Origin of the sequence: Spirosoma sp. KUDC1026, from assembly GCF_013375035.1 — a bacterium.
Classification (GTDB): Bacteria; Bacteroidota; Bacteroidia; order Cytophagales; family Spirosomataceae; genus Spirosoma.
On record NZ_CP056032.1, the window covers coordinates 3,698,955 to 3,725,492 of the forward strand.

Sequence of the window (26,538 nt, forward strand, 5' to 3'; positions counted from 1 at the left end):
CGTAACGAGTATTAACTGGATTTGGTAAAACTACTCAGCAGCCCAAGGGAGGTAGTCTGATGATGGTAGCCGAATACGTAGAGTTAAGTTTTACCCACATAGCCGCAAAGGAAAAAATGGAACGGAACGAATTTTTAAAGCGTGGCTTTGGGAGCCTGTTCGGCGTAGCGGTCATGGCCGCCTGTAGCAAAACCGACATTGATCCAACCACTTCAACAAGTACGGGGGGGACCTCAACCTCGACGGGATCGACCAACGGCAGTTCGGCTAGCAGCTGCACCGTAACGAACTCGGAAACGGAAGGGCCTTTCCCCACCAAATCACCCGCGAAATTCGTACGAAGCGACATTCGAGATGGCCAGACGGGCGTAGCGTTGACGATGAACATCACCATTAAAAACGCCAACAGTAGCTGTAATGCACTCGCGGGGGCATTGATCGACGTCTGGCACTGCGACAAAGCCGGCAATTATTCGGAATACGGCGGTACGGGCATGCAGAGCGTGAACTACACAACGGTTGACTTCCTGCGGGGGCGGCAGACGACGGATGCAAATGGGGTGGTGAGCTTTACGACAATCTTTCCGGGCTGGTACTCAGGCCGGGCTCCGCACGTCCACGTTCATATTTACAACTCGGTGGGTAAGTCGCTGCTGGTCACGCAGATTGCCTTTCCGTATGCTATCTGTAATACGGTGTACACAACCGGACAGTCGTACGGCTACACAAAAGGGGCGCAGGATACCCTGAACGAACGGGACAACGTGTTCGGTGATGGCTACACCAACGAACTGGCTACCCTGTCGGGAAGTCTGTCCGCTGGTTATGCGCTTACCCATACGATCGTCGTAAATGGATAAATTGCGAATGAGTGATTGAGTGAATGAGCGAATAAAAATTAGGCGTAAGCCTATTCGCTCATTCACTCAATCACTCATTAGTATATGAAAGGGTTGATTCGGCTGAGTTACCGGAAGGTTATTGATGTTACGTCGGCAAAGCGCTGGGACCGGGCCGTTTTTGACGAAACTTACCACGAGTTTTACATGCAGGCCCAGCAGTACGACCAGGCCGGTACTTATCAGACGCTTCAGGAGTTGATCGACAACGTACCCAAAGCGGAGCAGTTGCATTACCTGACGAGCCGTGTAGCGATGGGCTACCTGCAACAAGTAAATCAGATCATTCCCGATTTGCTGAATGCGTCGGGGCAGGAAGCCGTGCCGTTCACCCAGTTCAAGTTTGAGATTCTGGCGTCCGACATCAAACGGAAAGACGCGCATAAAGTAGCTATTACGTTCTATAGCGATCCAATTACCTGGATTGATACGTTGGGAAACGCGTTATTTGTGGCTTATGGTGATCAGCGGCAACTACTGGCGGAGGGAAAAGAAGTCAGCACGGATCTGCTGATGCTCCAGCCGAACCTTACTATCTGGTCTTACCAGCCCGGATCACTCGTCCTATGAATGCCCAAACCGACGCACAAATCTACCTGGCCGACCAGCGGGGCTGCTCGCAGACCAACTTAGTACGCAGTTACCACACCTTTAACTTTGGGGCGTACGTAGCCGAGGGACGCCAACCATTCGGGCCGTTGCAACTGCTGAATGACGATACCCTGCGGGCAGGAGCCGCGTTGAATCTGCGGGTGGAGGATGCCACCGATGTTATTCTGCTGCCACTGGAGGGGGGACTGGAATACCATTTTCGCGAATCGATAGCCCCATCGTCCGCATCCACGTCGGTTTCTACCGGAGCGACTTCCATCGGAGTGGCTCTGGCGGGAGTAACTCCCGATTTTCTGGAACCGGGGCAGGTGGGGATACTATCGTTGCCAGCCGGAACGACGTATTCCGTAACGAATCCCTACGAAACCGAAACCATTACGTTCCTTCAGTTCTGGCTGCGACGGATTGAGGCAATAGCTGGCTCTACCGTCACGCACAACCGGTTTCTGCTACTCACCAAAAATACATTGCTGCCTCTGTTTGGGTCGGCGGCTGCTGGCTCCGATACCGTACTAACAAGCCGTGGCTTTATTGGTCAGTACGATGGACGGGGCGAAGGAACGTTTACGGTGCCCGCGGCAGGACGTAACGTTTTTGTGGTTGTCCTGCGGGGCGTATTTGAAGTAGCCAACCGGTTGCTGCACGAAAAAGACGGTCTTTCCCTTCGCTACGAGCCGGCAGATACCCATCGTGACATGGAATTTGAAGCGTTATCGGACGGAGCCATCCTCCTGCTTATCGATATGCCGCTTGATCAGTAAACAAAAGTACTAAATCAAAAAAAGCCCTGACTCAGTCTGAGTCAGGGCTTTTTTTGATGCTATAAAACGATCAGCTACTCAACATCCGTTGGGGTATCCAGAGCGAGTAAGTTTGCTTTGGTTGCCGCATTGCCCAGGGCCGCTACGTCGCCAACAACAATAATAGCGGGGTTATCAATGCCGCTCTCGATGACACGTTGCTGAATATCACTAACGCGTCCAGTGACAACCCGCTCGTTGGGAAGAGATCCGTTCTGAATAATGGCGACGGGTGTATTGGCTTTGCCCGCGCCGTCGAAAACCGCCATAATCTCAGCCAGCTTGTGCATCCCCATCAGGATCACCACCGTTGCCGAAGACTGAGCGGCCAGTTGAAGATCCGATGATAACTGGCCGGCTTTCGTCGTGCCGGTTACCACCCAGAAGCTTTCCGACACACCCCGCGTTGTCAGCGGAATCCCCGCCGAGGCTGGAACGGCGTAGCTACTCGACAAACCCGGCACGACGGCTGTTTCCAGACCGTGCTGTTTCGCGTATTCCAGTTCTTCGTAACCCCGGCCAAACACGAACGAATCGCCCCCTTTCAGGCGAACGACATGCCCGTACTGCCGGGCGTAATGCACGATCAGTGGGTTTATATCTTCCTGCATGCAGGCATACGCACCCCGGCGTTTGCCGACGTAAACCTTCAGGGCATCAGGATGACAATAATTTAACAGGTCCGGATGCACCAGCGCATCGTACATAACAACGTCTGCCTGTTGCAGCGCCCGGACACCTTTCAAGGTGATCAGGTCCGGATCACCCGGTCCCGCACCAACAAGGGTAAGTTTCATAAGGTCAATGAGTGAATGAGTGAATGAGTGATTTGTGAATGAATAAAGCAGACGTCAGCCTATTCGCTCATTCGCAAATCACTCATTCACTCATTGATTTAGCTGTCTTTGGCCTGGACGAGTTCCTGAAGCTCGGGGAAGAAACCCTCGCGTTCGATCTGTTCAGCGCGGAACGCCTGAACGGCACCCAAGAACGCTTCCGCTTCGGTCAGGAACTGCCGGGCAAACGCTTCGGTCGGTTCGTTTTTATTGATGCTGAAAACGAGCGCTTTGAAGTCGCCTTCCTGCTGGTGGAACAGCGATTCGCTAGCGAAGACCCGGTCGAAGTCCGACACGATGCCGTGCTGTGTGTTCGTCGGTACGTCGCGGCTCATCAGGCCCGCCCGGGCACCGGTGATAAACGTATTGTACGCGTGGTAGATGGCGTCGGCCCAGCGCTCACCGGCCAGGGCTTCCTGCGCCCAGCTTAATTTTTCTTCGGCTTCGGTCAGTGTGGTAGCCACCAGGTCAATCAGGACGCTGGCGCACTCACCAATACCAACCTCCGTGACGTACTGCTCGGTATGATCCCAGTCGATGTAATCCGTATCGACCAGCGTCTTCAGATCGGCCAGCGGTTTCAGCAACTGATAAAAATAGTTTTTCCCCTGCCGGGCGTAATAGTCCGAGTAGTATTCGCCATCAAAGCCGTTGGTTTCGTAATCACGCAGGAGAAAGCGTAACGAATCGGGTCCCCGCTTGGATGGAATCTTGATTACTTTATCGGCGATCAGGCCTTCCCCTTTGCCGTTGAAACCACCGCCCAGCAGCACCTGCAGGGCCGGTAATACATACGCTCCGTTTTTCAGCGACGAGCCGTGGTAACCGATGTTGGCCACCGAGTGCTGACCGCAGCCGTTCATACAACCCGAAATTTTGATCTTGATGTCATCGTTGAAGACCAGGTCCGGAAACTCCTCGTGCATCATCGATTCGAGGGCACGGGTGATGCCGTAGCTGCTCGAAATGGCCAGATTACAGGTGTCCGTGCCGGGGCAGGTCGTAATATCCGCCGTGGTATCGAAACCCGGATTCGCCAGCCCCAGCGCGCTGAGCGCCTGGAAAACGGCGGGGAGATGTTCCGGTTTTACGTACCGGAGCAGGTAGCCCTGGTTGACGGTTACCCGAATATCATCGGCTGCGTACTGGCGAACAACCTGGGCCAGTGCCCGCGCTGTGTCGGACGACATATCGCCCAGCAGCACCCGAAGCTGCACCGCGTACCAGCCCGCCTGTTTCTGTTCAAACACGTTTGTTTTCAACCAGGTCTGGTAAGCCGCATCGTTTTCTCCTTCCGACGTAACGCTGCCTGTCTGGGCTGTACCGTCGTACTGGGGCAGCACAACCGGGACGTCGTCGTGCGAAACCGCGTAGGTCTGACTGCGTAGGGCAGGGGTTTCGTCACTAACCCGGCGAAGAAACTCTTCCAGACCGATGTCGTTCAGGAGGTATTTCATCCGGGCCTTATGGCGTTTCTGCCGTTCGCCGTACCGGTCGAAAACCCGGATAACGCCTTCAATAAACGGAATCACCCGATCTTCTTCCAGAAACTCGAAGGCCGTCTGCGCCGGGAAAGGCTGGGCGCCTAAGCCACCGCCCAGTACGACTTTAAAACCGCGCTGACCATCCCGCAGACGGGGAATCAGGCCCACGTCGTGCATGTAGCCATAAGCGGAATCTTTCTCGCTGGACGATACGGCAATCTTAAACTTCCGGCCCATATCCTGGCAAATTGGATTGCGCAGAAAGTAATCGAAAATCGAGTAGGCGTAGGGGGTGATATCAAACGGCTCTGCCGGGTCGATACCCGCGCGGGCCGAGCCCGTTACGTTCCGAACCGTGTTCCCGCAGGCTTCCTTCAAGGTGATCCCCGCATCTTCCAGATCGGCCCAGAGCTGTACCGAATCCTCCAGCTTGACAAAGTGAAGCTGAATATCCTGCCGGGTGGTCGCGTGTAGGTTCCCGGTCGCGTACGTATCGGATAGATCCGCAATACGCACGAGCTGGTCGGCGGTAATACGGCCGTAGGGTAGTTTGATCCGGATCATCTGCACGCCCGGCTGCCGCTGGCCGTACACCCCCCGTGTCAGCCGGAACTTCCGAAAGGCCTCGTCGGCTATTTCGCCAGAGCGGAACGAATTGATTCTACGATCCAGATCCAGAATGTCGCGCCGGGCGGCTTCGCTAACCCGGTCTGTCAAGTGAATAGCCATAAGGTATATTCTCTATAGAGTTAAAAGACTATGTGATAAAACGAAACGCCGAAATCAATCGGCGTCTGTTTTCTGAGTAGTTCAGGTACAAGTATAAAGTAAATAGACCGGCAAAAGGTTCTGAATGTGCCCAACTTCTGGTTATGGGCGATAAGAAGAAGTTATGGATAGGCCAAAGAGTGAAAGAATGATAGAACGAAAGAGCGAAGCCATTCGGGGAAACCGCTCCACACCGGCACAATCGCTCTTTCGCTCTATCATTCTTTCGCTCTTTGATGAATGCTCTTTATAAAAAGGTCTCGTTACGTTCGCCGGTAGCCTGCCAGTCGGTGTCCATAGCCTGAAAGCGCTGGGTGACGGTATCCAGAAAGGGTCCGTCGAGCATGGTTAGAACATCGTTGAGGTCGGCTACGTCGAGTTCGCTGACCTTATACGTCTGTTCGTAGGGGCCCGCTTCGATTTTGACGATATATTTGCTGTTCCAGGCGTAGAGACCAATACGGAACTGGGGATGCGGAATGTCCTGCACGAAACGCATACGAAATGGCTGATGTTACTGAGTAATGGTAGATTTTAAAATTGGCCCGCGGCTGCGTGGCCTGGCTATGGGGGCCCTGCTGGTGGGGCAAAGTACGTTGTTTCTGACCAACTGTGACAGCCGGACCGACGAAGCCGCTCAGTTTTTCCTGAAAGGCAACCTGCAACTGCAGAAGCGGGAGTACCGGGAAGCCATTCGGTATTATACCGAAGCCATCGAGAAAAAGTCCGACTTTGCCGACGCGTACAACAACCGGGGGCTGGCTAAATTCCGGAACGGCGACCGGGAGGGAGCGCTTGCCGATTACACCAAAGCCCTTAACAGCGACCCCGACTTTGCTGCGGCCTACCTAAACCGGGCGGAGGTGTTGCTGGAAACCGGCGATGCAGCCGGGAGCCTGGCTGATCTCCAGCGAATTGAAAAGGAATACCGCGACTCGACGGGCTATCAGACCCGGCTGGGGGATACGTACGTGCGGCTGAATCAGCCCGCGCCCGCCCAGGTGGCCTATGACCGGGCCATTCAACTAGTCCCCAATAACGTCGAAGCCCTGACCAACCGGGGGGCGCTGTATTTTAACCAGAAAGCGTACGGACCGGCCGAAAGCGATATCCGGAAAGCCATCCAGCTGAATCCCAAGCAGGATGCCGCGCTGAATAACCAGAGCTTGCTGTTAGCTCGCAAGGGCAATTACGCCGAGGCACTGACCTTTGTTGACCGGGCGCTGGCAACTCAGCCGAATCAACCCTACTATCAAAATAACAAAGCGTACCTCCTGCTGATGCTGAATCGTCCGGCGGAGGCCCTGCCCCTCATCGAGGAGTCGCTGCGCCTAGATGACAGGAACGCCTGGGCGTACCGGAGCCGGGGTATCTATTACCTGAAGCAGAAGCAAACGGCCAATGCCCTGACTGCATTCCGGCGCGCTGAGCAGCTCGATGCCTCGGTCGATCAGCTCTATTATTATATCGGTACGGCCGAACAGGCTGCGGGTAACCAAGCGGGGGCCTGTGCGGCCTGGCAACGGGGCGATGCAGCGGGCGATGAACTGGCCCGGCGGGAACGGCAGGTTCAGTGTCGGTAACCCGAACGAGCTAGTAGAACCGGGCGGGTTGATGAGCGAACGTCGAACATTCAGCCCGGACAGCCGGTTGACTGCGTATATCGACAGACTACACATGGCAACAACAATCTTGGTCGCGGGAGCAACGGGTAATCTTGGTGGACGTATCACCAGGGAGTTAGTGAAGCGGGGCGCCAACGTACGGGCCCTGGTTCGGGCGAGCAGCGACCCGGCGAAGATTGATAAACTGGCGCAACAGGGTGTGGCGGTTGTTAACGCCGATTTCGGGAAACCGGATGAACTGGCTAAGGCCTGCGAGGGGGTAAGCTGCGTGGTTTCGGCCCTGCAGGGCCTGCGCGACGTAATCGTTGATACGCAAACGCGTCTGCTTGATGCGGCCATTGCGGCTGGTGTCCCCCGGTTTATTCCGTCTGATTTTTCGAGTGATTTTACAAAACTTCCCGCGGGCGAAAACCGGAACTTCGATCTTCGGCGGGCATTCAATGAACGCGTCGATGGTATATCGGGGGATGTACTACAGGCCACCTCGATTCTTAACGGAGCGTTTGCCGATCTGCTGAGCTATGGGATGCCGCTGCTGAATTTCGAGAAAAAACAGATTGGCTACTGGGGCGATGCCGATTGGCGGATTGATTTCACGACCATGGATGACACGGCGGCTTATACGGCTGCGGTGGCCCTGGACAATATGACCCCACGGGTACTACGTATTGCCAGCTTTCAGATCAGCCCAAATGAACTGGCGGCCGTGATGAAGGAGATTGGTACGGAGCCTTTTGCCGTTGTTCGGCTGGGGAGTCTGGACGATCTGGCTGCGTATAACCGGCGGGAGCGGGCCGCCCACCCCGAAGGTGAGCAGGAACTCTATCCGGTCTGGCAGCAGAGTCAGTACATGCAGAGTATGTTCAGCGTACAGAATGATCCGCTCGACAACGACCGTTACCCAGCCGTACGCTGGACCGATATTCGGGACGTACTGGCCCAGCGCGCTGCCCACTGACGGCCTGGGTGCTCAAAGGATAGTTGGAATAAGGTGGCTGGCTCTACAGAGTACGGATGTAAGCGGCTACATCCCGTTCTCCACTAACCTCGCTGGCTTCCAGATGCTGTATGATCCGCTGTTTTTCAGCCGCCGTTTTGTTCTGGCTCAATTTCTTCTGCCCCTGCAGATCGGTTACTTCCAGCTCAAAGGCAACAATTCCCTGCAGCATGCTCTGTTTATAGGTTTCGGATAGGGTATTCCACTGCTCCAGGTAGGCTGGTTCGTAGAACTGAATTGTCTGGAGCAGGGAACGAGTTTTGGCCTCCTGATCCGGCAGGATTTTTCCGTTGCCATAGGCATGGACGGCTACGTAATCCCAGGTGGGAACGCTCTCCCGGTTGTCGTAGTGGGACGGGGAAATGTAGGCGTGGGGTTCCGTGAAGATAACCAGGGATGTTTCGGTCTCCATATACCTGGCCTGTTCATTCACCCGCGAAAAATGGGCGCAGAGCCGTAGTGCTTCGGTGCTGTCATCAATAACGAACGGTAACTGGGTGGCGATCGGAACGCCTTCCCTGACGGTAACAATCGTAGCAAAGCTGTACCGTTTCATGAACGCAATTAACTCGGGCTTGTCGGTAAACTGGAATGGTCTGGGAACGTACATCGGACGGGAGAAGGGGAAACGGGTCGAGAAAATCGGATGGAACCGGGAACACCGGAACGAAAAGGTCATTTCATCCTCGCCCAGGGTAGGTGGCGCTTCAGGCCAGTGTCTTTTTCATAAGAATATCCGTCTGCTCATCCTCGCCCAGCATAAACAGGTGTGTAGCAAAGGGAACGAACCCCTGTTTTTCGTAGAACCGAATGGCTCTCGGGTTTTCTTCCCAAACGCCCAGCCAGATGTATTCTTTGTTTTTCTGCCGGGCTATGTCCAGTGCCTTTTCATAGAGGAGGTAGCCGACGTTCCTGCCCTGATGCGTACGGTTTACATAAATCCGTTCGATCTCGAGGGCTGTCTCATCCAGTAGCTCCGTCTGTGCTCCGCCGGTGTTCACTTTTAAATAGCCGACGGGGCGGTCCGCATCCCAGGCAATAAAGAAAAGCGAATTGGGATTGGTCAACTCGGCATGGACCTTTTCGGGGTTGAAACATTTTTCCACGTACGCTGCCATGTCGGCGGCTGAGTTATGCCGGGCAAATGTGTCAATGAAGGTTTCCCGACTAATCTGTTGAACCAGGTTTAGGTCGCTGGCAGAGGCTTTGCGGATGGTGATTGTTTCCATGGTCACGTGCGTCGTACTGGGGCAAATGTCGTATCGAACCCGACTGGTTGTGCAGGCCAGTTCGTAAATGACCAGCAGTCCACTTTGGAGAAGTAGATAGTAATTCTCGGAATATATGAACTATAACTGTAGTTTTAGTTGTGAATGGCTTTCTGAATGCTCGTCTTATACGCTGAGAATTGTTCCTGGTTCTGGTATTTATCCGTCGTGATCTCCAGGAGCTGTGCCCGGTTGCCCGGTTGGAAAAAGTCGGGGAGGAGGGAGCGGAGGGTTTCCGGCGTATCGCAGACGTGGTAAATCAGCCCGGCATCGCTGGCGGTGTTGCGGGCGGTATAGCCGTGGGGCGTTTCGAAATACGTTTCCAGTTCGGGCTGACGGGCGGGCCCATCGATCATTCGGAAAATATGCCCGCTGTCGTTGTTGAGCAGCACGATGCGGAGGTTTGACGGAACAGGGCCCGACCAGAGGGCGTTCCGGTCGTAAAAAAAGGCAACATCGCCAATCAGTACCGTAACGAGTTGCTCGGGACTGGCCAGAGCCGCGCCCACCGCCGTACTCAGACACCCGTCGATACCGCTGACCCCCCGGTTGCTCCAGACGCTGACCTGCTGCGACTCGGCCACCCCGCACAGATTCGCGTAGCGGACCGGCATGCTGTTGGCCAGGTGAAGGGTAGACTCATCGGGCAGGTGTTCGAGCAGTTGCTGTACGGCGGCCCAGTCGGTGAGGGGCTGATCCGGTTGGGCGAGTGTTTGCTGAACGAGCCGGGCGGCCCGGCGGTCGGTCTGCTGCCAGGTCGTTAAAAAGTCCCGGTTGTCATCGTCGTCGTCACCCTGCAGAAACCGCTGGTAATCGATATCGGCGACCAGCTTCTCCAGAAACGCCAGCGGCTCGGCCGGAATCAGCGTCGTCAGGCTCTGGAACGAATCGTTGATCCGGTCCACCGTGGGCTGCAGGTGCCAGTGCCGCCGGGCGGGGTAAGTACGGAAAAACGTTTTGAGGTTGCGGGTCACCAACGAATTCCCCAGTGTAATCAAGAGATCGGGACGAAGCTGTTCACCCAGTTCTGCCGACAGCCCCGACAGAAACGTATCGGTATGGGTAATGAAGCGATCGTTCCGCGGAAGGTTGGCCGTAATTTCGCCGACCACCGGAATGCCCCATTCCTTGCTCAGTTCACCCAGTACGTTTACCAATACCGGATTACGCGGCAGCTGACCAACGGCAATCAGAATCCGGTCGTTTTGATCCCACTCCCGGAGGAGGGTGTGCCAGGTCTCGGGGGCCAGGGTTGGCTGCGCCGTCAGTACGTCAATGAGTCGTGGGCGTCCGTAATCAAAAACTTCGGTTGGGCCGGGATAGAACGGCTCCCGTACCGGTACGTTGATATGGACGGGGCCGTGAGGGGCCGACTGGCTGAGAGTGACGGCTTCATTGAGAGACCGTTCGATAAACCAGCGGGCATCCGGGTGGGTATAGTCGGCGGGGAGATCGTAGCTCCGTTTTACCTGCGCCCCAAATACGCCGACCTGATCCATTGTCTGCCCATCCTGCTGGTGCAGCCACTCGTGGGGCCGGTCGGCGGTGAGCAGCAGGAGAGGGACCTGTTGGAAGAAGGCTTCGGCCACGGCGGGGGCCAGGTTGTAGACGGCGCTGCCCGAGGTACAGATCACCGCTACGGCCCGTCCCTGCTGCTGGGCGATTCCCAGCGCCACAAAGCCCGCTGAACGCTCGTCGGCCAGCACCCGTACCCGAAGACGGGGGTGTCGGGCCACGGCCAGCGTGAGGGGGGCTGAGCGGGAACCCGGCGACACTACGACATCAGTAACACCTTTCTGAACCAATAGTTCGGCAATGGAGAGGATGGGTTGTAGAACGGGCATACGACTAGTGTAAACGGTTTTGGCCACAAACATAACCAATGAAGCGGCAGCCCGCTCGGTCATCTGTGCTGGATTTTCTGTTACTTTGTTTAGAGGATGCGTTCATTGGCTCGTTGCGGGATAAACGAAGCGGGCCCGTGCTACGTTATAGACCTGAAACCGATTTGCTGCATGAACCGCATTACGTTCGAAAACGAGAAAGAGATCCGGGTGAAATCCCTGGCGGGGGCTCTGGCCATTAACGTAGCCCTGGTGGTGGTACTGCTGCTGGTGCATCTGTCGCAGACGATGCCCGTGTCGCCCCCGCCGATTCAGTTTGTTGAAGTCAACTTCGGGACCGACGATCGGGGGAGTGGTAAGATCCAGACCCGCAACAAGGCCTCAGATTCGCCGAACCCCGTCGATGTGCGCCCGTCCGAGAAACGGCCTGATCCGAAAACGACGACAACACCCCGGGTTGAACGGACCCGCGTAACCCCCGTTGCTAAAGCGGAGAATGCTAAACCAGCTAAAACGGCCACCGAGAAACCCGACATCAGCAGTAAGGTCGAAAGCCCGGTGAGTACGCCCCCCCGCCCCGAACCCACCAAAGTAGCTACCCGTACTACGGCGCCCGTTGAACGCGTAGCGCCCCCGGCTCCGCCGACCAAAAAAGTAGAAACCGTTAATAACGATGCCCTCTTCAAACGTTCGTCGGGGGGCGGTGGCTCCAACGGTACCGTAGGAAAAGCATCCGGTACGGGCGGCAATAACAACGGTGATGACGCGAGTGGTGTTGGCGACAAAGGAAATCCCAACGGAAAAATCGACGCGAAGTCGTTATACGGAACCCCCGGTGGGGCCAGTTCGGGGGTTGCCTTCGACGTATCAGGCTGGTCGCTGGCGGGGCGTCCGAGTGTGAACGATAACTCAGATGAAACCGGCAAGATTGTTTTTCAAATCAAAGTAGACGCGAGTGGGGACATCGTTAATGTGATTACCCGTCAGACCACCGTTAGCCCGGCCGTGGTGGATGTGTACCGGAAAGCGGTACAGCGGCTCCGGCTTCGGCCAAAAGGGGGCGCGACACCACCGAGCGCTACCGGCACGATTACGTTTATCATTACTTCTAAATAAATGCAGTATCCGGAAGCAATCGATTATCTCTATAGTCGGCTCCCCGTTTTTCATCGAATTGGCCCCAAGGCGATCAAGCCGGGGCTGACCAACATTCTTCGCCTGTGCGAAGCGCTGGGAAATCCCCAGCATAAATTCCAAAGTATCCACGTAGCCGGCACGAACGGGAAGGGGAGTACCTCCCATATGCTGGCGGCCGTCTATCAATCGGCGGGGTACCGGGTGGGCCTGTATACCTCGCCCCACCTGAAATCGTTTACTGAGCGGATCCGCATTAACGGCCAGCCGATTCCCGAAGCGGAGGTTGCCGCCTTTGTTGACCAGCACCGGGAGCTGATCGAAGACGTTGAGCCATCCTTTTTCGAGGTGACCGTCGCTATGGCGTTTGCTTACTTTGCTGAGCAGAACCTGGACGTAGCGATCATCGAAGTAGGGCTTGGCGGGCGGTTGGATTCCACCAATATCATTACCCCGCTGGCATCGGTCATTACCAACATCGGTTACGATCATACCGATATATTAGGGGATACCCTGCCGCAGATTGCGGGGGAAAAAGCGGGGATTATCAAACCGAACGTACCGGTCATCGTGGGCGAAACCCATCCCGAAACGGCACCGGTTTTCCGGTCTGTAGCGGCCGCGAACCAGGCGCCCATTACGTTCGCCGATCAGCACTATCAGCTCACCGACCAAGGCTTGGTGAACGGTCGGCGTCGGATAGGGGTAGCCTCCCTAATTACTCCCCTTGACGAATACCCGGCCAGCACCCCTTCCGAGACAATACTTGATTTGATCGGCCTGTACCAGCTCAAAAATCTGGCGGCTGTTCTGGCGACGGTTTCAGTATTGCAGGAGAAATTCCCCGTAACGGGCCAGGCTCAGCAGGCCGGACTGGGTGCCGTTGCGAGGCTGACGGGGCTGCTGGGCCGCTTCCAGATCCTGCAGGAATCCCCCCGGGTTATCGCGGATACAGCCCATAACCAAGCGGGTTTAATGGCCCTGCTGGAAACGGTTCGCTCGCTGTCGTACGACAAACTCAGGATCGTCATTGGGCTCGTGAGTGACAAGGATCGGGAGAAAGTCCTGTCGATTTTACCCAACGACGCTGCGTATTATTTCTGTCAGGCGCAGTCGCCCCGCGCGCTTCCGGCCAATCAACTACAGCAGGAAGCAATTAACTTCGGTAAACTCGGTGAGAGCTACCCAGACGTCAATACGGCCCTGTTTAGTGCTTTACAAATGTCAACCAAATATGAGTTGATTCTCGTAACGGGCAGTAATTACATTGTTGCAGAACTAGATAATTTACAATAGTGACCAGAAGGAAACAGCATCGATTTGATTACAATTCACAAAGTTCAATGGTCGTTGAGCGCGGGAAAGAGATTTACAATGATATAAAAGGTCATTGGAAGCAAGATTACTTTTGTAACACCCAACCCCTGGTTGTTGAACTGGCTTGTGGCAAAGGTGAATACACCGTTGGACTGGCGCAGGCGTTTCCCGACAAGAATTTTCTGGGCGTGGATATAAAAGGGGACCGGATTGCCCGTGGGGCAAAGCAGGCCGAAACGCTGGGCTTAAAAAATGTTGGCTTCCTGCGGACGGACATCAACTTCCTGCGGGAATTCATTACGAACGGAGAGATCGATGAACTGTGGATTACCTTCCCCGATCCCCAACCTCGCCCCAAACAGGAGAAGCACCGGCTCACGCACCCCCGGTTTTTGAATGAGTATAAAGAGTTGCTGGTGCCCGGCGGTACACTGCATTTAAAAACCGACAGCCCGGGGTTGTTCGCCTATAGTCTGGAGACAGTGCAGGAAACGGGGTTCACCGATTTACAATACACCAACGACCTTTACAATTCGCCCCTGAATGCTATTCATCTGGGCATAAAGACGAAGTACGAGCAGATCTTTTTCGACAAAGGATTTTCGATCAATTACCTGCAATGCAAAAACGGGCGCAGCTGAATCCAGCTACGCCCGTTTCGGGACAATGAACAGAACGGGGGCTGCCAGCGGCAGCCCCCGTTTGTTTTTTAAGCGAACAATTTCGCGATCAGGTCGGCAACCCGGCTCGAATAGCCGTATTCGTTGTCATACCAGCCCACTACTTTCGCCAGCGTACCGTTCGTGGTCGTCAGTTTCGAATCGAAAATGCAGGAGTGAGGATTGCCTACGATATCGATCGACACGATTTCGTCTACATTGTACTCCAGGTAGCCTTTCAGACCAGCTTCCGATGCTTCTTTCATCGCGTTGTTGATCTCTTCGGCGGTAGCTTCCCGTTTCAGCACAACTGTCAGGTCGGTCAGGGAGCCATCTGGCGTTGGCACGCGCATCGCGTTACCATCCAGTTTACCTTTCAGCTGGGGCAATACCAGGCCAACGGCTTTAGCAGCACCCGTCGAGGTTGGAACGATCGACAGCGCGGCTGCCCGGGCACGACGCAGATCCGAGTGCGGAGCGTCCTGCAGATTCTGATCGGCGGTGTAGGCGTGGATCGTTGTCATGTATCCTTTTTCGATACCGAAAACGTCGTCCAGAACCTTGGCCATTGGAGCCAGACAGTTCGTTGTGCACGAAGCGTTCGAAATGATCGTTTCGTCGCCGGTCAGCGTATCATCATTCACGCCCAGTACTACGGTTGGGATGTTGCCTTTAGCAGGAGCGGAGATGATAACTTTTTTCGCACCAGCGGTCAAATGTTGACCAGCGCCGGCTTCGTCAACGAAACGGCCGGTCGATTCCAGCACCACGTCAACTTTTAAGTTAGCCCAGGGGAGCTGTTTTGGATCCCGCTCTGCGTATGCATTGATTTTTTTACCGTTTACCGTCAGACTTTCGCTGTCTGAGGTTACCGTACCGGGAAATTTACCGTGTACAGAATCGTATTTGAGCAAATGCGCTAGCGTAGCGTTATCTGTGAGGTCGTTGATGGCAACAACTTCGATGTTTTCTTTGTCAAGCAGTCTTCTAAAGGACAGGCGGCCAATTCGGCCAAAGCCGTTGATCGCAACGCGGATTTTTTCCATGGACTTAAATGAATGTTTATTCCCGCGGCAAATATAATGCTTTAATGGGCCTAATGAAATCGGATATAATAAGGAGAAATAATTTAGTAATCCAAAAAGAATGAGAATTAGCAATTCTAATTATATGACTTTATTTAGCATAATAGCATTTTACGGCTAAATTTTATTAGCATTATTAGTATGTTGCTACTAAATTCTTAGCTAAATACCGTCTATATGCTAATTTAATTCTGCTAAATGCTAAGCTTTGCTCTTTTAATACTAACTGGAAAATATTGTAGCATTGATTCCACATCTTTATAGAATCAATTTCTACTTATTGTACATAGCTAGAGAGGAGAGGAGCTTTACGTACTAATTATTTTTGCGTATTTCATCAACAGTCACCGCTTAACTGATTAATTTCTGTTGATATAACACGTACATTTTCCCTATACTGTTCTTAGAAGCCAAACCTGGCACAGTTCCTGCGCATTTAGTAAGAAGTATTATACACAGTCTGTTTATACGGTCATTCAAACGGATTACGTTCTTTCTCTTCAGAGTTTATAAACGATAAAAGATCTATTGCTTCGTGTTTGTATTGCGCGCCATCGATCTATACTCAATAACGCCCCTGTAAAAACCAGACGTTGCATTAATACAGTTCGGCCTTCGTTTGATACCTGCTGCCTTAGCAGTGTAAGTTTCGATCTTATGGAACAACTCGCAGTCTGATCGATTGCCATCCGATCCAGGATTCATCGCTGAGCTTGTTGCTCTTTCTTAGTGGTTCGGTACACAGCGAGATCGGTTACCCTTATAGTAACCCGGGTCTCAAACCGATTCCTTTGTTTATTTATTCACATTTCGCTGTGATTCAATCCTGTTAGGGCTACCGTGTCGTACGGCCGTAGTTCTGCTTCTTTTTTTATCCAATCTATACAAAGCATTCCTGGTCATACCTTCAGTCTATTCTCAATTTCAGTTATCGGAAAGGGTGATCGGCAGCAACACTTTTTTTCGTCTATATTTCAACTATACGCGTCTTCTATATACCTTTGAACTTTCCTTACTGCCACTCAGACGATTACTTAATAGAACCAAATTAAATTCTGTAAATAACCGTAACTGAATCTGTACCAGTAAGTTATATCACTTTTAAAAAACCATTACTTTACCAATGATTGAACAGATTGAGCAAATCTGGTCGAATCGCGACCTGCTGAAACAACCCGAATCACTCCAGTTGATTAAGGATATAGTTAATCAGTTAGATAGGGGAGAACTCCGGGTGGCCACGCCACCCGCCACCGAAGGGGGCGATTGGACCGTTAACGAATGGGTCAAAAAAGCCATCCTTCTGTTCTTCGTTAGTCAGCAAATGAAAGTCGATGAAGTCGGCATTTTTTCTTTTCACGACAAAATTCCCCTGAAGACAGATTTCGCCGACGCTAAGGTTCGCGTGGTTCCGCCAGCTGTTGCCCGGTACGGATCCTACCAGGCACCCGGCGTTATTCTGATGCCGTCCTACGTAAATATTGGTGCGTATGTCGATGAGCGGACTATGGTAGATACCTGGGCTACCGTTGGTAGCTGCGCCCAGATTGGCAAAGACGTTCACCTCAGTGGCGGGGTTGGCATTGGTGGGGTTCTCGAGCCACCCCAGGCCGCGCCCGTTATTGTAGAAGATGGGGCCTTCATCGGATCACGTTGTATTGTAGTTGAAGGCGCCCATATTGGGAAGCGAGCCGTATTAGGTGCCGGAGTAACCATCACCGGCTCGTCAAAGATAATTGACGTGACCGGCGACGCCCCCGTTGAATACAAAGGCTACGTTCCAGCTAACTCAGTGGTTATTCCAGGGAGTTATGCTAAACAATTCCCGGCAGGAGAATATCACGTACCCTGTGCAATCATCATCGGCCAGCGAAAAGAATCAACGGATTTGAAGACATCCCTGAACGACGCGCTCAGGGAAAATAACGTGACAGTCTAGTAGATAGAGTTTGTCCCTGTTTATGTCTGTAATATTACAAAGCTCAATCTTTACTGATTGGGCTTTTTTATTATATTTACATCGATCAATATACATTTGTGATTGACATATACGTATCACATTTGTATTTAAGTAAATGTAAATAATTGATGTATGACAATTAATGACAAGATTAAACAGATATTGATTGACAAAAACCTAACGCCTTCGTATTTCGCCGACGAAATTGGGGTTCAGCGGTCAAGTATTTCGCATATTCTATCGGGACGAAATCGCCCTAGTTTCGATATAATCCAGAAAATAATCCGTCGCTTTCCCGATTTGGGGTATGACTGGATCATGGAGGATGAGGCTGAGGCTCCAGCTCCGAATCAATTCTCGGCACCGAGCTACGGCGCCCGCTCTATGCCAAACCGGCAGTCAGCCCCTGGCGGGCGGGATGGCTATGCTAACGTATCAAATTCGGTTCCGGTAAACCAGCTTCCAGGGCGGTCACCACAACGTACCGAATTGCCGCCTGAACAACCTGCCTACTCAGACGAGGAGGGGGGGGGCATCGACCGTCGGATTGAACGAATTCTGGTTTTCTATACGGATGGATCCTTCCAGGAATACACCCCGGCCGGTTAATGTGATGAACACATATTAGTTATCACATTAACATATGTTAACAACAATTGATTATCAGACATTTACTGTTCCACGTGGATTCGCATGGAACATTTTTTCAGCTTATAAAAAACGCCCTCAGTTACTAATCTCACTGAGGGCGTTTTTTGCTCCTTTGTTTTACTCTTTTCTGGACCGAATCCGGATCCTCAATCTACAGCCAGTTTTTTTTTACCTCTCTAGCTGTAAATTATTCTGACGACGGAACACAACGAAAGTAGGGCAGTAGGCAGTAAGGACTTCTCAGCAACACGTTCAATACAATTCATACTCGTACCGTAAGATTTCACTCACACCGGTAGCCGTACTGGTTATCCGGCTAGTTGGCAAATTGGCCGAGTTATACGTATATCCGTAGGTAGTCGTGCCACTGGCCATTACAGCCGACAGAACGTTATTTTTGCTTAGGTTATTCGGATTGTCAATGCCTCCGTACAGCGTATAGTAAGGACCAAAAATTCCGAAGCCAGCGTAGGCATGAAATACCCCAGGCGCGGGAATGATGAATACGCCATAAAAGGGGTTTACCTTATCTTCGTATGTATACGTCGTTGTTATCGGTTGAGTATACACGGGGGGCGCCGTTGGCGAACCACCCGTCCGGAAAACGGAAAAGGTTTCCGAGGTCGTCGTCACGTTATTTCCCGTATAGGTGAACGTACCATTCCCGCCTGACGACAGGCCACTCACACTAATGCTTTTTCCGTAACCCGTTACCTGGTTTACCGAATTGTACTGGGGCGTTACGCTAAAGGTCGATACCGAGTTGGTTAGCTGCACCAGTTGATTAGCGCTGTTATAGACGAGTGTATACGTTTCGGCATTTGAGCCACGCCGAACTACGGCATGTCGAACCTGGGTCAGTCTACTCTGTGAATCGTATTGATAGACCGTATTCTCTACCGCTGCGGCTGCACTATCCGGCGATCGATACGCACTAATCGAACTCAGCCGTCCCTGTTCGTCGTACGAAAAAGCACTCACTGTACTCACGCTTGGTGTACCGGTTATCTGGGTTATTGATTTAACCCGCAGGCGGTTGATACCGGGTATAATCGTTTGTCCCTGGTGATCGGCACATCCAAAAAACTCAGTGGCGATAAACAGACCAATAATTCCCGTAAGTAAACGTCTGGTGGTCATAAGAGTAGGTATGTTTGGTGAGACGACTAAGGTATTTATAATTCACTATTTGTTATACGAATAGTCATGTAAACGGTAATATTCTTTAGTCTACCACTTGTTGTATAATTTATATTATGTTAAGTAAAACCAGTAATGAAAAGGCCAGCTAAGCTAGCTGGCCTTCCCTATTGGCTTATTTCGCTGGTTCTACACAAACGACTTTCCGCTCTTCGTACTGCTTCAGAATATTCTGGAGATTTTCCAGGTTGTTATTCAGTTCAGCCTCATCCGCTTTAATCGATTTTGCTTTCGTGAAATATGGCAGTGCCTGTTTGAATTTACCGCAAACCTGACCATCGATTTCTTTGCCACGCTTGTTGTACTCAGCCATATCCATATTGTCCACCGAGCGTTTCATTTCTACAGCATCGTTGAAATAAAACACGCCCATGTTGTAGTTCGCGTCGTAGTTATTGCCATCGACAGCAATTGCCTTCTGGAGATAATCTTTCTCCATACCTTTCTGCTCATCGTACTGTTTTTTCAGATCAGCCAGTTTGCTTTCGGCACCGGCATTAGCTGACGTATTGGCGGCCGCTTCTTTCGCATCCGCTTCCAGTTTAGCTACCGTGGCTGCCTGCTCGGTTGCCTTCTTTTTCACATCAGCGAGCTGACGAGTAACGTCGGGCGTTTTTGGTTTTTTCGCCGTTAGCCGTTTTACCTCACCATTGTAGGTTTCCAGCAGACCTTTTGCATCGGCCAGTGCTTTGCCGCTACCGCCCGACTTTTTGGTTTGCTCGCTCAGCGTCCGGATTTCGTCGCTCAGTTTACCCGCGCTGTTATTGTACACAATCGACAGGTTCACCAGGTTCTGCACGTTGTTCGGATCTTTCTCGACCATCTTCTTCATGCCCGCAATGGCATCATCCATCCGGTTCGATGACAGCATCAGGTTGATCCGTTCGTTTGACAAATCTTTGTTGGATGGATCCAGGGCCAGTCCTTTGTCCAGAGCCGCCAGGGCTTTGTCCACTTCTTTGTCGTTCCGGTAGAGCATCGCCAGCGATCCATAGATCGAGGCATCCTTACCACCATTCGCAATGTATTTTTCCAGTTGCTCCTCGGCTGTTTTATTATCCTGGATCTGCTGGGCACCGATAGCCGTGTACAGCGGAGCCAACGTATCGCTTGGCAGTACAGTGCTCGCCATCGACATCGTTTTCACGGCTTCTTTGTAGTTCTTCGACTGGAACCGGGCTACCCCCTGCTGCATCAGCGCATTGTAGAAGTCGCGGCTTTTCAGCGCTTCTTCCGCTTCTTTCGCCTGACGACCAGGACCACCTTTTTTATCTTTGTCCAGTTCGATTACTTTTTTGTACGCATCATAAGAAACCATTGCCGCGTTCGAGTCCAGTTTGATACTCTGCAAAGCAATATTCTGATACGTTTTTGCCCGGTTCATCCAGGTAGCAGCTTTGCTGGCTGCTTTTTCGTCAGCGATATCCTTGTCGCTTTTCTCTTTATCTTTCTTCATCGACTCAGCCAGAGCCGCATCCATGGCACCGCCCGCGGCTGGTTGATCCTGGCTGTACGCTATCCCAGTGGTCAAGGCACATCCAAGCATTACTAAGGCAACAGATCTCATGTTAACGTTTGTGTTGGGTGTTTAATTTAAGAACGAAAGTACGGAATCAATCTATATAAGCATGACGCTATAAGAAATGTTTGAGCCGGTCACCCTGGAATTTATCCAACATAACCGGCTCAACCTTATAACTGTCAGGCAACTACCTACTCAAGTGCGGTTTCATTCTCAACGGGGTCTGCTCCCTCCTGCTCAGTTTCCTCAACGTCTTCGGCTTTAATCTTGGTTACCGACGAAATCGAATCCCCGTCGCGCAGGCTGATCAGCCGCACGCCCTGGGTATTCCGACCGATCACACTTACGTCTTTCACCGGGGTCCGGATGGCAATACCCGATTTGTTGATAATCATCAGATCGTCGGTATCCGTTACGTCCAGAATGGCCACCAGCGTTCCCACTTTCTCGGTCACCTTCAGGGTACCCACGCCTTTGGCCCCCCGGTTCGTAATCCGGTACTCATCGATCTCCGACCGTTTCCCGTAGCCTTTTTCCGAGACAACCAACAGTTGAGCTTCCGACGAAGCGATACACACCATACCAATAACGTGGTCATCGGCTTCTTCCTCATCGAGCGAGATCCCCCGTACCCCGGCCGCCGTCCGACCCATCGGCCGCACCCGGCTTTCGTGAAAACGAACTGCTTTACCGGCACTCGACGCAATCACAATGTCGTTATCGCCATTGGTCATGCAGACACCGATCAACTGATCATCCTCATCGATGGTAATGGCAATGATCCCGTTCTGCCGGGGCCGCGAGTAGGCTTCCAGCATGGTTTTCTTGATCGTCCCCTGCCGGGTACACATCACAATGTAGTTATTGTTGATGTAGTCTTCATTCTTCAGATCCGAGACGTTGATCACCGCCCGGACTTTGTCATCCGATTCGATGTTGATGAAGTTGGCCAATGGGCGTCCCTTCGACGTACGCGATCCTTCGGGTAATTCGTAGACGGGCAGCCAGTACAGGCGTCCCTTCTGGGTGAAAGCCAGCAGGGTGTTGTGCATGGTCGCCGTGAACAGGTGTTCCGTAAAGTCCTCCTCTTTCGTGGCAGCCGCCTTGGCCCCTACTCCACCCCGGCTTTGCGCCCGATACTCGGTGGTTGGTGTCCGTTTTATATAGCCGGCGTGTGAGATGGTAATCACCATATCCTCGTCGGCAATCAGCGACAGGTCACTGATGTTGCCATCGCCCAGCGGGTTGATCTCCGTCCGGCGGGGATCGCCGTAGCGGGCGCGCACGTCCGTCAGCTCATCCCGGATCACCTGCCGTTTCCGCTCTTCGCTGGCCAGGATCTCTTTGTAATCGGCAATTTCACGCATCAGCTCGTCGAACTCCGCCTGCAGTTTATCCCGCTCCAGACCGGTGAGCCGCTGCAACCGCATCTCCAGAATCGCTTTCGCCTGAACATCACTCAGACTAAACCGCTCGATCAAACCGAGACGGGCCACTTCCGGATCACGCGATGAGCGGATCAATTCAATAACCGCATCGATATTATCGAGTGCGATCAGGAGTCCTTCCAGGATATGCGCCCGTTTTTCGGCTTCGCGCAGTTCGTACTGCGTCCGACGGGTAATTACTTCAAAGCGATGCTCGACGTAATACCGCATCATGTCTTTCAGGTTCAGCAGCGCCGGGCGTCCTTTGACGAGCGCGACGTTGTTGATGCTGAACGACGACTGCAGAGCCGTGTGCTTGTACAGGTTATTGAGAACCACGTTGGGAATGGCATCCTTACGCAGATCGTAGACCACCCGCAGACCGTCCCGGTCCGACTCGTCCCGGAAGGCCGTAATGCCTTCAATTTTCTTCTCGTTGATGAGCTCGGCCGTTTTCTCCAGCATCACCGCTTTATTGACCATGTACGGTACGTCCGTGACGATGATCTGGGTTTTGCCTTTGTTCTCTTCGATGGTGGCATGGGCCCGCATCACCACCCGGCCGCGGCCGGTCTTGAACGCGGACTTTACGCCTTCCATCCCGTAGATCGTAGCCCCGGTTGGGAAATCGGGCGCCTTCACGTACTGCATCAGCTCCTCGATCGTAATGTCGGCGTTATCCAGGTAAGCCAGGATCCCATCGACCACTTCGGTCAGGTTATGGGGAGCCATGTTCGTGGCCATCCCAACGGCAATACCCGACGAGCCATTCAGGAGCAGGTTCGGCAGTTTGGCGGGCATCACACTCGGCTCTTCGAGGGAGTCATCAAAGTTGGGCTGAAAATCAACCGTTTCTTTGTAGATGTCCATCAGCATCTCTTCGGCAATCCGGCGCAGCCGGGCCTCAGTATACCGCATAGCCGCCGGTGAGTCGCCATCGATCGAACCGAAGTTACCCTGTCCATCCACGAGTGGGTACCGCAGCGACCAGTCCTGCGCCATCCGAACCATGGTATCATACACCGACGAATCGCCGTGCGGGTGGTACTTACCCAGTACTTCCCCAACGATACGCGCTGATTTCTTATGAGGTTTGTTGTAGTTCACCCCCAGTTCGGCCATTCCGAACAACACCCGCCGGTGAACAGGCTTCAGCCCGTCACGGACGTCGGGCAATGCGCGGGAAATGATAACCGACATTGAATAATCAATGTAGGCACCACGCATTTCGTCCTCAATGTTGATGGGAATAATGTTACTGGGCGATTCGAGGTCGGGATTTTCTTCCGCCATGTGCAATAGGAGTTTCGCAGAAAATTACTATTCCGGCCCACACAGTCTGTGCGAACCGCTATATAGACAAATATACAAATTTTTCCGGAAAAATGGAAGAAATCGGCCACAATACCGGTTATCGACGCTATGAGCTAATTTTTAGGCCTGTTTCGGTAGCCGTTGCCGAGTTACGCTATAATCTATATGGAATACAATTCTATTTCATCTAAAACTCATCCCTGACGTCCCCTCTTTTTGCGGTACGTTTCCACGCGAGAATGGATGAACGCTAGGCATATAGGTAACCCTACAACAAGCTACTATAGGATCTAATCAGGACTTAATCCGTGGATCAAAGACGAACAGATCCGTTCGTAACAGTTGGATTCGCTGAAAGTCGGAATGGGCCGGATTCAGCAGGTAGTTCCACTCGTCGGCAATAATGGCTGATGGCACCCGCAGTACGGCCGATTCACCCCGCTGTAGCCAGGTATTGCCCAGCTTCTGACAGGAACCGTACTGCTGAAAATCAACCCAGTCGGCGGGCAGATCCGATAAAACAAGGGAAGTAACCGGTAAGGCATCGGGTATATCGATAACCATCACCCGAAAATCATCAGCTAATCCTTCCCCACTGCGGTGAACGACATTCTCCAGACAGGCCAGGGCGCGCGTAGCCGCCGTATAAATAACAAATTGACCCCGGCCGTTCCAGCGGGCTGCCCCGCCCGATGCCACGAGCCGATCGGCGTACTGGGCTTTGGTAATTCGATACACCTGCATAGGCTACGCCAGGTCCCCGTATTCAATCCGCGCCACCTCGTCGAGTACGAGATCGATCCCCCCCGACGTATGCAGCAGGGTGAACGGAATCTGATTGCCCAAGCCGTAGGCCGGTTTATCCATCCACCGCCGAAAGGAATCGCTGGAGCCAAAAACCGACTCCCCTGCCTGGAACAGATGAATAATCTTCAGGACTTTCTCACTATCCTGCGGGTTCAGTTTTTTACGATCCCGCTCGTACCGTTGAAACGTCTTCAGCGACGTGTCAAATACCTCCGCGAGTTGTTCCCGCTTATACCCCGTCAGATCTGCCGTTTCAAAGAAGCGCGTAGCGGGCACCCCATTCAGCGCCGAAAAAACCAGTGCCGTTCGGTCAAGCATAGTCATACCAAGTAGCGAATCGATTGAGCAATAAAATAAAAGACATTTGTCTATCAAACCAAGAAAATTGTCTGATCGTTTCCTGGATTCCCTCAGATGATCAGCTCTGCTGACAGGCGGGGCCCTTTTCTTACTTTCCTCAACAATTAGGCAAACCGAGGGTTATTTGCTTACCATCACTGGACGCCGGCTTTTGACGTTATGCTACCCCAAAATCCTGACCTACTTATCCCCATCCCGCCGATTCCCTCACTTGTCTTTGACGAATTTTCTCCAGCTCCGGATTTACGTATTTCGGTCGTTGTTCCTGTACGAAACGAAGCAACCCATCTGGTTCAGGTGCTGGATGCGCTCCGTCAACAACAGAATGAACAAGGATCTCCCCTATCGCCCACCCGTTACGAGGTCTTACTGCTAACGAATAACTGCACCGATAACTCCCGTGAACTAGCCCGGTACTACCAGCAACAATTTCCCAGTTTTCGGTTGCTGCTGGCCGATATCTGCTTACCCGCGCCCCACGCCAACATTGGCACCGTCCGGCGACTTCTCATGAACGAAGCCTACCGACGGCTAATGAGTACGGGACATACGGATGGAATTATTGCCTCTACGGACGGCGATACGCTGGTGGACCGGCAGTGGATCAATCAGATAATCCGGGAGATTGATCGGGGAAACGATGCCGTTGGCGGCCGTATTCTAACCCAGACCAACGACAGCCCCGTACGGTTAAATTACCTGCGGGATGTTACGTACCGGACGCTGGTGGCACAGGTTGAAGCCATTCTCGACCCGCTGGCGCACGATCCCTGGCCCCGGCATTTTCAGCACTTCGGCGCTAATCTGGCGGTTACCTGCACGATGTACGAAAAAGCGGGACGGCTCCCGCTGGTGCCCCACCTGGAAGATGAAGCTTTCTACCGGGCGCTCCTGCGGCTCGACGCCAAGATTCGTAAAAGCCCCCTGGTCCGGGTCGTTACATCAATGCGGATGCAGGGCCGCGCTACGGTCGGTTTCTCGGAGCAGCTGCGTTACTGGGACACGCTCAACCGTGAAGGCAACTGCCAGCTCGCCGAACCGGCGGAAGCCGTTCTGATCCGGCTCCGGAATCGACACCGGCTGCGACGCTGCTGGCAGGCCGATCCCGCCATTGATCCAACAATACTATTACGTACTGTTGCTACCGAACTGACGCTTCCGCTGGAATGGCTTTGGAGCACCATGCGCCAGAGCGTCTATTTTGGACAACTCTGGGAGCAGGTCGAAGCCCGGCTAGCCAACGGACGCTGGGCAGCTACCTGGCCCTTTACCCCCATCACGGCTACCATCCAGGACCTCCGCGCTTTTTTAAACGATCAATACGCGTCCCACCAGTCTATGTCCGCCGAAACGTATCCGTCCAACCAGTCTCAGGGCTTTTGAAACAGGTCGAGCCGGTATTTATCCGTTCGCTGATTCAACAGATGCGCTAGCTGCCCACTGGTAACCGATTCCATGAACTGCTCGTGGACTTCATCACCCGTCAAGGGATAATCAGGAACGAAGGGCGTCCAGTGCACCAGCAGCAGGTGACCCTGGGGAACCAGATTGTCGATGAGCTGCTGCCGCAGCCGCATCAGGTCGGGCCGGGACAGGTAGTACCCTACTTCCGATAAAAGAATCAGATCGAACTGGTCAGTCGGAAACTGATTGGGCACGCTCAATTGCTCCACCGTTACGTTCGGGTAGCTGGCTAAACGCTCACGGGCGGCCTTCAGCGGCAGTTCGCTGGCGTCAACCGCCAGGAGTTTGTCGCAACGCCCGGCCAGCATGGCACTCAGCACCCCGATGGAACAGCCTATCTCGAAGGCATTGTGATACTGCGCATTGGGCAGGGCCGCCATCGTAGCCTCGTATTTGGCCTGTTCGTAAGGGCTGGTCGCGAATTGCCAGGGGTCGTCATTGGCCCGGTACACATCGTCGAAGTACGTCTGGGTTAAGGAAGGTTTGCTTGTTTCCATAGGGCGAA

Annotated in this window: 24 protein-coding genes; 11 read left to right on the plus strand and 13 right to left on the minus strand. The window is 53.0% G+C overall.

Going from position 1 to position 26,538, the window contains the following annotated elements; genetic code table 11:
• The first annotated feature begins 116 nt into the window (after positions 1 to 116).
• The 3 genes from HU175_RS15465 to HU175_RS15475 all read left to right on the plus strand — a co-directional run bounded on the left by HU175_RS15465 (position 117) and on the right by HU175_RS15475 (position 2,272).
• A complete protein-coding gene (locus tag HU175_RS15465) occupies positions 117 to 860 on the plus strand; it encodes an intradiol ring-cleavage dioxygenase (protein ID WP_176567449.1) in 744 nt (247 codons plus the stop codon).
• Between the two features lie 84 nt (positions 861 to 944).
• The gene (locus HU175_RS15470) at positions 945 to 1,469 is read left to right on the plus strand and encodes a hypothetical protein (RefSeq protein WP_176567450.1); all 525 of its coding nucleotides are present in this window, start codon (positions 945 to 947) and stop codon (positions 1,467 to 1,469) included.
• Entirely contained in the window at positions 1,466 to 2,272 is an 807-nt protein-coding gene (locus HU175_RS15475) for a pirin (RefSeq protein WP_176567451.1), read from the plus strand. The genes HU175_RS15470 and HU175_RS15475 overlap by 4 nt, the downstream gene beginning before the upstream one ends.
• Positions 2,273 to 2,346: 74 nt before the next feature.
• On the opposite strand, the gene cobA is transcribed toward HU175_RS15475, so the two are convergent.
• The 3 genes from cobA to HU175_RS15490 all read right to left on the minus strand — a co-directional run bounded on the left by cobA (position 2,347) and on the right by HU175_RS15490 (position 5,898).
• A complete protein-coding gene (cobA, locus tag HU175_RS15480; protein WP_176567452.1) occupies positions 2,347 to 3,108 on the minus strand; it encodes a uroporphyrinogen-III C-methyltransferase in 762 nt (253 codons plus the stop codon).
• A gap of 98 nt (positions 3,109 to 3,206) precedes the next feature.
• Positions 3,207 to 5,360, minus strand: a complete 2,154-nt coding sequence (locus HU175_RS15485; RefSeq protein WP_176567453.1) for a nitrite reductase — start codon at positions 5,358 to 5,360, stop codon at positions 3,207 to 3,209.
• Between the two features lie 286 nt (positions 5,361 to 5,646).
• Positions 5,647 to 5,898, minus strand: a complete 252-nt coding sequence (locus HU175_RS15490; protein ID WP_176567454.1) for a hypothetical protein — start codon at positions 5,896 to 5,898, stop codon at positions 5,647 to 5,649.
• A 67-nt stretch (positions 5,899 to 5,965) separates the two neighbouring features.
• On the opposite strand from HU175_RS15490, the gene HU175_RS15495 reads away from it, so the two are divergent.
• Both HU175_RS15495 and HU175_RS15500 read left to right on the plus strand, forming a co-directional pair.
• Positions 5,966 to 6,982, plus strand: coding sequence for a tetratricopeptide repeat protein (locus HU175_RS15495; protein ID WP_228724427.1), 1,017 nt, complete (start codon positions 5,966 to 5,968; stop codon positions 6,980 to 6,982).
• A gap of 94 nt (positions 6,983 to 7,076) precedes the next feature.
• Positions 7,077 to 7,982 carry an aromatic alcohol reductase gene (locus HU175_RS15500; RefSeq protein WP_176567456.1) on the plus strand — a complete coding sequence of 302 codons (906 nt, stop codon included), beginning with the start codon at positions 7,077 to 7,079 and terminating at the stop codon, positions 7,980 to 7,982.
• 43 nt (positions 7,983 to 8,025) lie between these two features.
• On the opposite strand, the gene HU175_RS15505 is transcribed toward HU175_RS15500, so the two are convergent.
• The 3 genes from HU175_RS15505 to menD form a co-directional block, all read right to left on the minus strand.
• Entirely contained in the window at positions 8,026 to 8,700 is a 675-nt protein-coding gene (locus HU175_RS15505; protein WP_218036995.1) for an FMN-binding negative transcriptional regulator, read from the minus strand.
• Between the two features lie 28 nt (positions 8,701 to 8,728).
• Positions 8,729 to 9,250 (minus strand): GNAT family N-acetyltransferase, encoded by a 522-nt coding sequence (locus HU175_RS15510; protein WP_176567457.1) that lies wholly within the window; start codon positions 9,248 to 9,250, stop codon positions 8,729 to 8,731.
• A gap of 134 nt (positions 9,251 to 9,384) precedes the next feature.
• Entirely contained in the window at positions 9,385 to 11,133 is a 1,749-nt protein-coding gene (gene menD / locus HU175_RS15515) for a 2-succinyl-5-enolpyruvyl-6-hydroxy-3-cyclohexene-1-carboxylic-acid synthase (RefSeq protein ID WP_176567458.1), read from the minus strand.
• Positions 11,134 to 11,304: 171 nt separating this feature from the next.
• Here menD and HU175_RS15520 point away from each other — a divergent pair, with 171 nt between their 5' ends.
• The 3 genes from HU175_RS15520 to trmB are packed head-to-tail and all read left to right on the plus strand — an operon-like array spanning position 11,305 to position 14,225.
• A complete protein-coding gene (locus HU175_RS15520; RefSeq protein ID WP_176567459.1) occupies positions 11,305 to 12,249 on the plus strand; it encodes a hypothetical protein in 945 nt (314 codons plus the stop codon).
• Entirely contained in the window at positions 12,250 to 13,563 is a 1,314-nt protein-coding gene (locus HU175_RS15525; RefSeq protein ID WP_176567460.1) for a bifunctional folylpolyglutamate synthase/dihydrofolate synthase, read from the plus strand. It begins immediately after the preceding gene.
• Complete coding sequence (trmB, locus tag HU175_RS15530; RefSeq protein WP_176567461.1) at positions 13,563 to 14,225, plus strand: tRNA (guanosine(46)-N7)-methyltransferase TrmB; 663 nt, start codon at positions 13,563 to 13,565, stop codon at positions 14,223 to 14,225. Before HU175_RS15525 ends, trmB begins: the two co-directional genes overlap by 1 nt.
• 68 nt (positions 14,226 to 14,293) lie before the next feature.
• On the opposite strand, the gene gap is transcribed toward trmB, so the two are convergent.
• Entirely contained in the window at positions 14,294 to 15,289 is a 996-nt protein-coding gene (gene gap / locus HU175_RS15535) for a type I glyceraldehyde-3-phosphate dehydrogenase (RefSeq protein ID WP_176567462.1), read from the minus strand.
• Positions 15,290 to 16,451: 1,162 nt separating this feature from the next.
• On the opposite strand from gap, the gene HU175_RS15540 reads away from it, so the two are divergent.
• Together HU175_RS15540 and HU175_RS15545 are read left to right on the plus strand one after the other, a co-directional pair.
• Complete coding sequence (locus HU175_RS15540) at positions 16,452 to 17,267, plus strand: 2,3,4,5-tetrahydropyridine-2,6-dicarboxylate N-succinyltransferase (RefSeq protein WP_176567463.1); 816 nt, start codon at positions 16,452 to 16,454, stop codon at positions 17,265 to 17,267.
• Positions 17,268 to 17,420: 153 nt separating this feature from the next.
• A complete protein-coding gene (locus HU175_RS15545) occupies positions 17,421 to 17,897 on the plus strand; it encodes a helix-turn-helix transcriptional regulator (protein ID WP_176567464.1) in 477 nt (158 codons plus the stop codon).
• A gap of 294 nt (positions 17,898 to 18,191) precedes the next feature.
• Here the strand turns inward: HU175_RS15545 and HU175_RS15550 are convergent, their stop codons facing one another.
• From HU175_RS15550 to HU175_RS15570, 5 genes are all read right to left on the minus strand, one after another.
• Positions 18,192 to 19,079 carry a hypothetical protein gene (locus HU175_RS15550; protein WP_228724177.1) on the minus strand — a complete coding sequence of 296 codons (888 nt, stop codon included), beginning with the start codon at positions 19,077 to 19,079 and terminating at the stop codon, positions 18,192 to 18,194.
• Positions 19,080 to 19,254: 175 nt separating this feature from the next.
• The gene (locus HU175_RS15555) at positions 19,255 to 20,670 is read right to left on the minus strand and encodes a tetratricopeptide repeat protein (protein WP_228724178.1); all 1,416 of its coding nucleotides are present in this window, start codon (positions 20,668 to 20,670) and stop codon (positions 19,255 to 19,257) included.
• Positions 20,671 to 20,852: 182 nt separating this feature from the next.
• On the minus strand, positions 20,853 to 23,381 hold the full coding sequence (gyrA, locus tag HU175_RS15560) for a DNA gyrase subunit A (RefSeq protein WP_176567466.1): 2,529 nt from the start codon (positions 23,379 to 23,381) through the stop codon (positions 20,853 to 20,855).
• Between the two features lie 315 nt (positions 23,382 to 23,696).
• Positions 23,697 to 24,146 (minus strand): RES family NAD+ phosphorylase, encoded by a 450-nt coding sequence (locus tag HU175_RS15565; RefSeq protein ID WP_176567467.1) that lies wholly within the window; start codon positions 24,144 to 24,146, stop codon positions 23,697 to 23,699.
• A gap of 3 nt (positions 24,147 to 24,149) precedes the next feature.
• A complete protein-coding gene (locus tag HU175_RS15570) occupies positions 24,150 to 24,533 on the minus strand; it encodes an antitoxin Xre/MbcA/ParS toxin-binding domain-containing protein (RefSeq protein WP_176567468.1) in 384 nt (127 codons plus the stop codon).
• 195 nt (positions 24,534 to 24,728) lie between these two features.
• Here HU175_RS15570 and HU175_RS15575 point away from each other — a divergent pair, with 195 nt between their 5' ends.
• On the plus strand, positions 24,729 to 25,952 hold the full coding sequence (locus HU175_RS15575; RefSeq protein ID WP_176567469.1) for a glycosyltransferase: 1,224 nt from the start codon (positions 24,729 to 24,731) through the stop codon (positions 25,950 to 25,952).
• Here the strand turns inward: HU175_RS15575 and HU175_RS15580 are convergent.
• Complete coding sequence (locus HU175_RS15580) at positions 25,940 to 26,530, minus strand: SAM-dependent methyltransferase (protein ID WP_176567470.1); 591 nt, start codon at positions 26,528 to 26,530, stop codon at positions 25,940 to 25,942. The two genes, HU175_RS15575 and HU175_RS15580, sit on opposite strands and share 13 nt — an antisense overlap.
• Positions 26,531 to 26,538 lie beyond the last annotated feature (8 nt).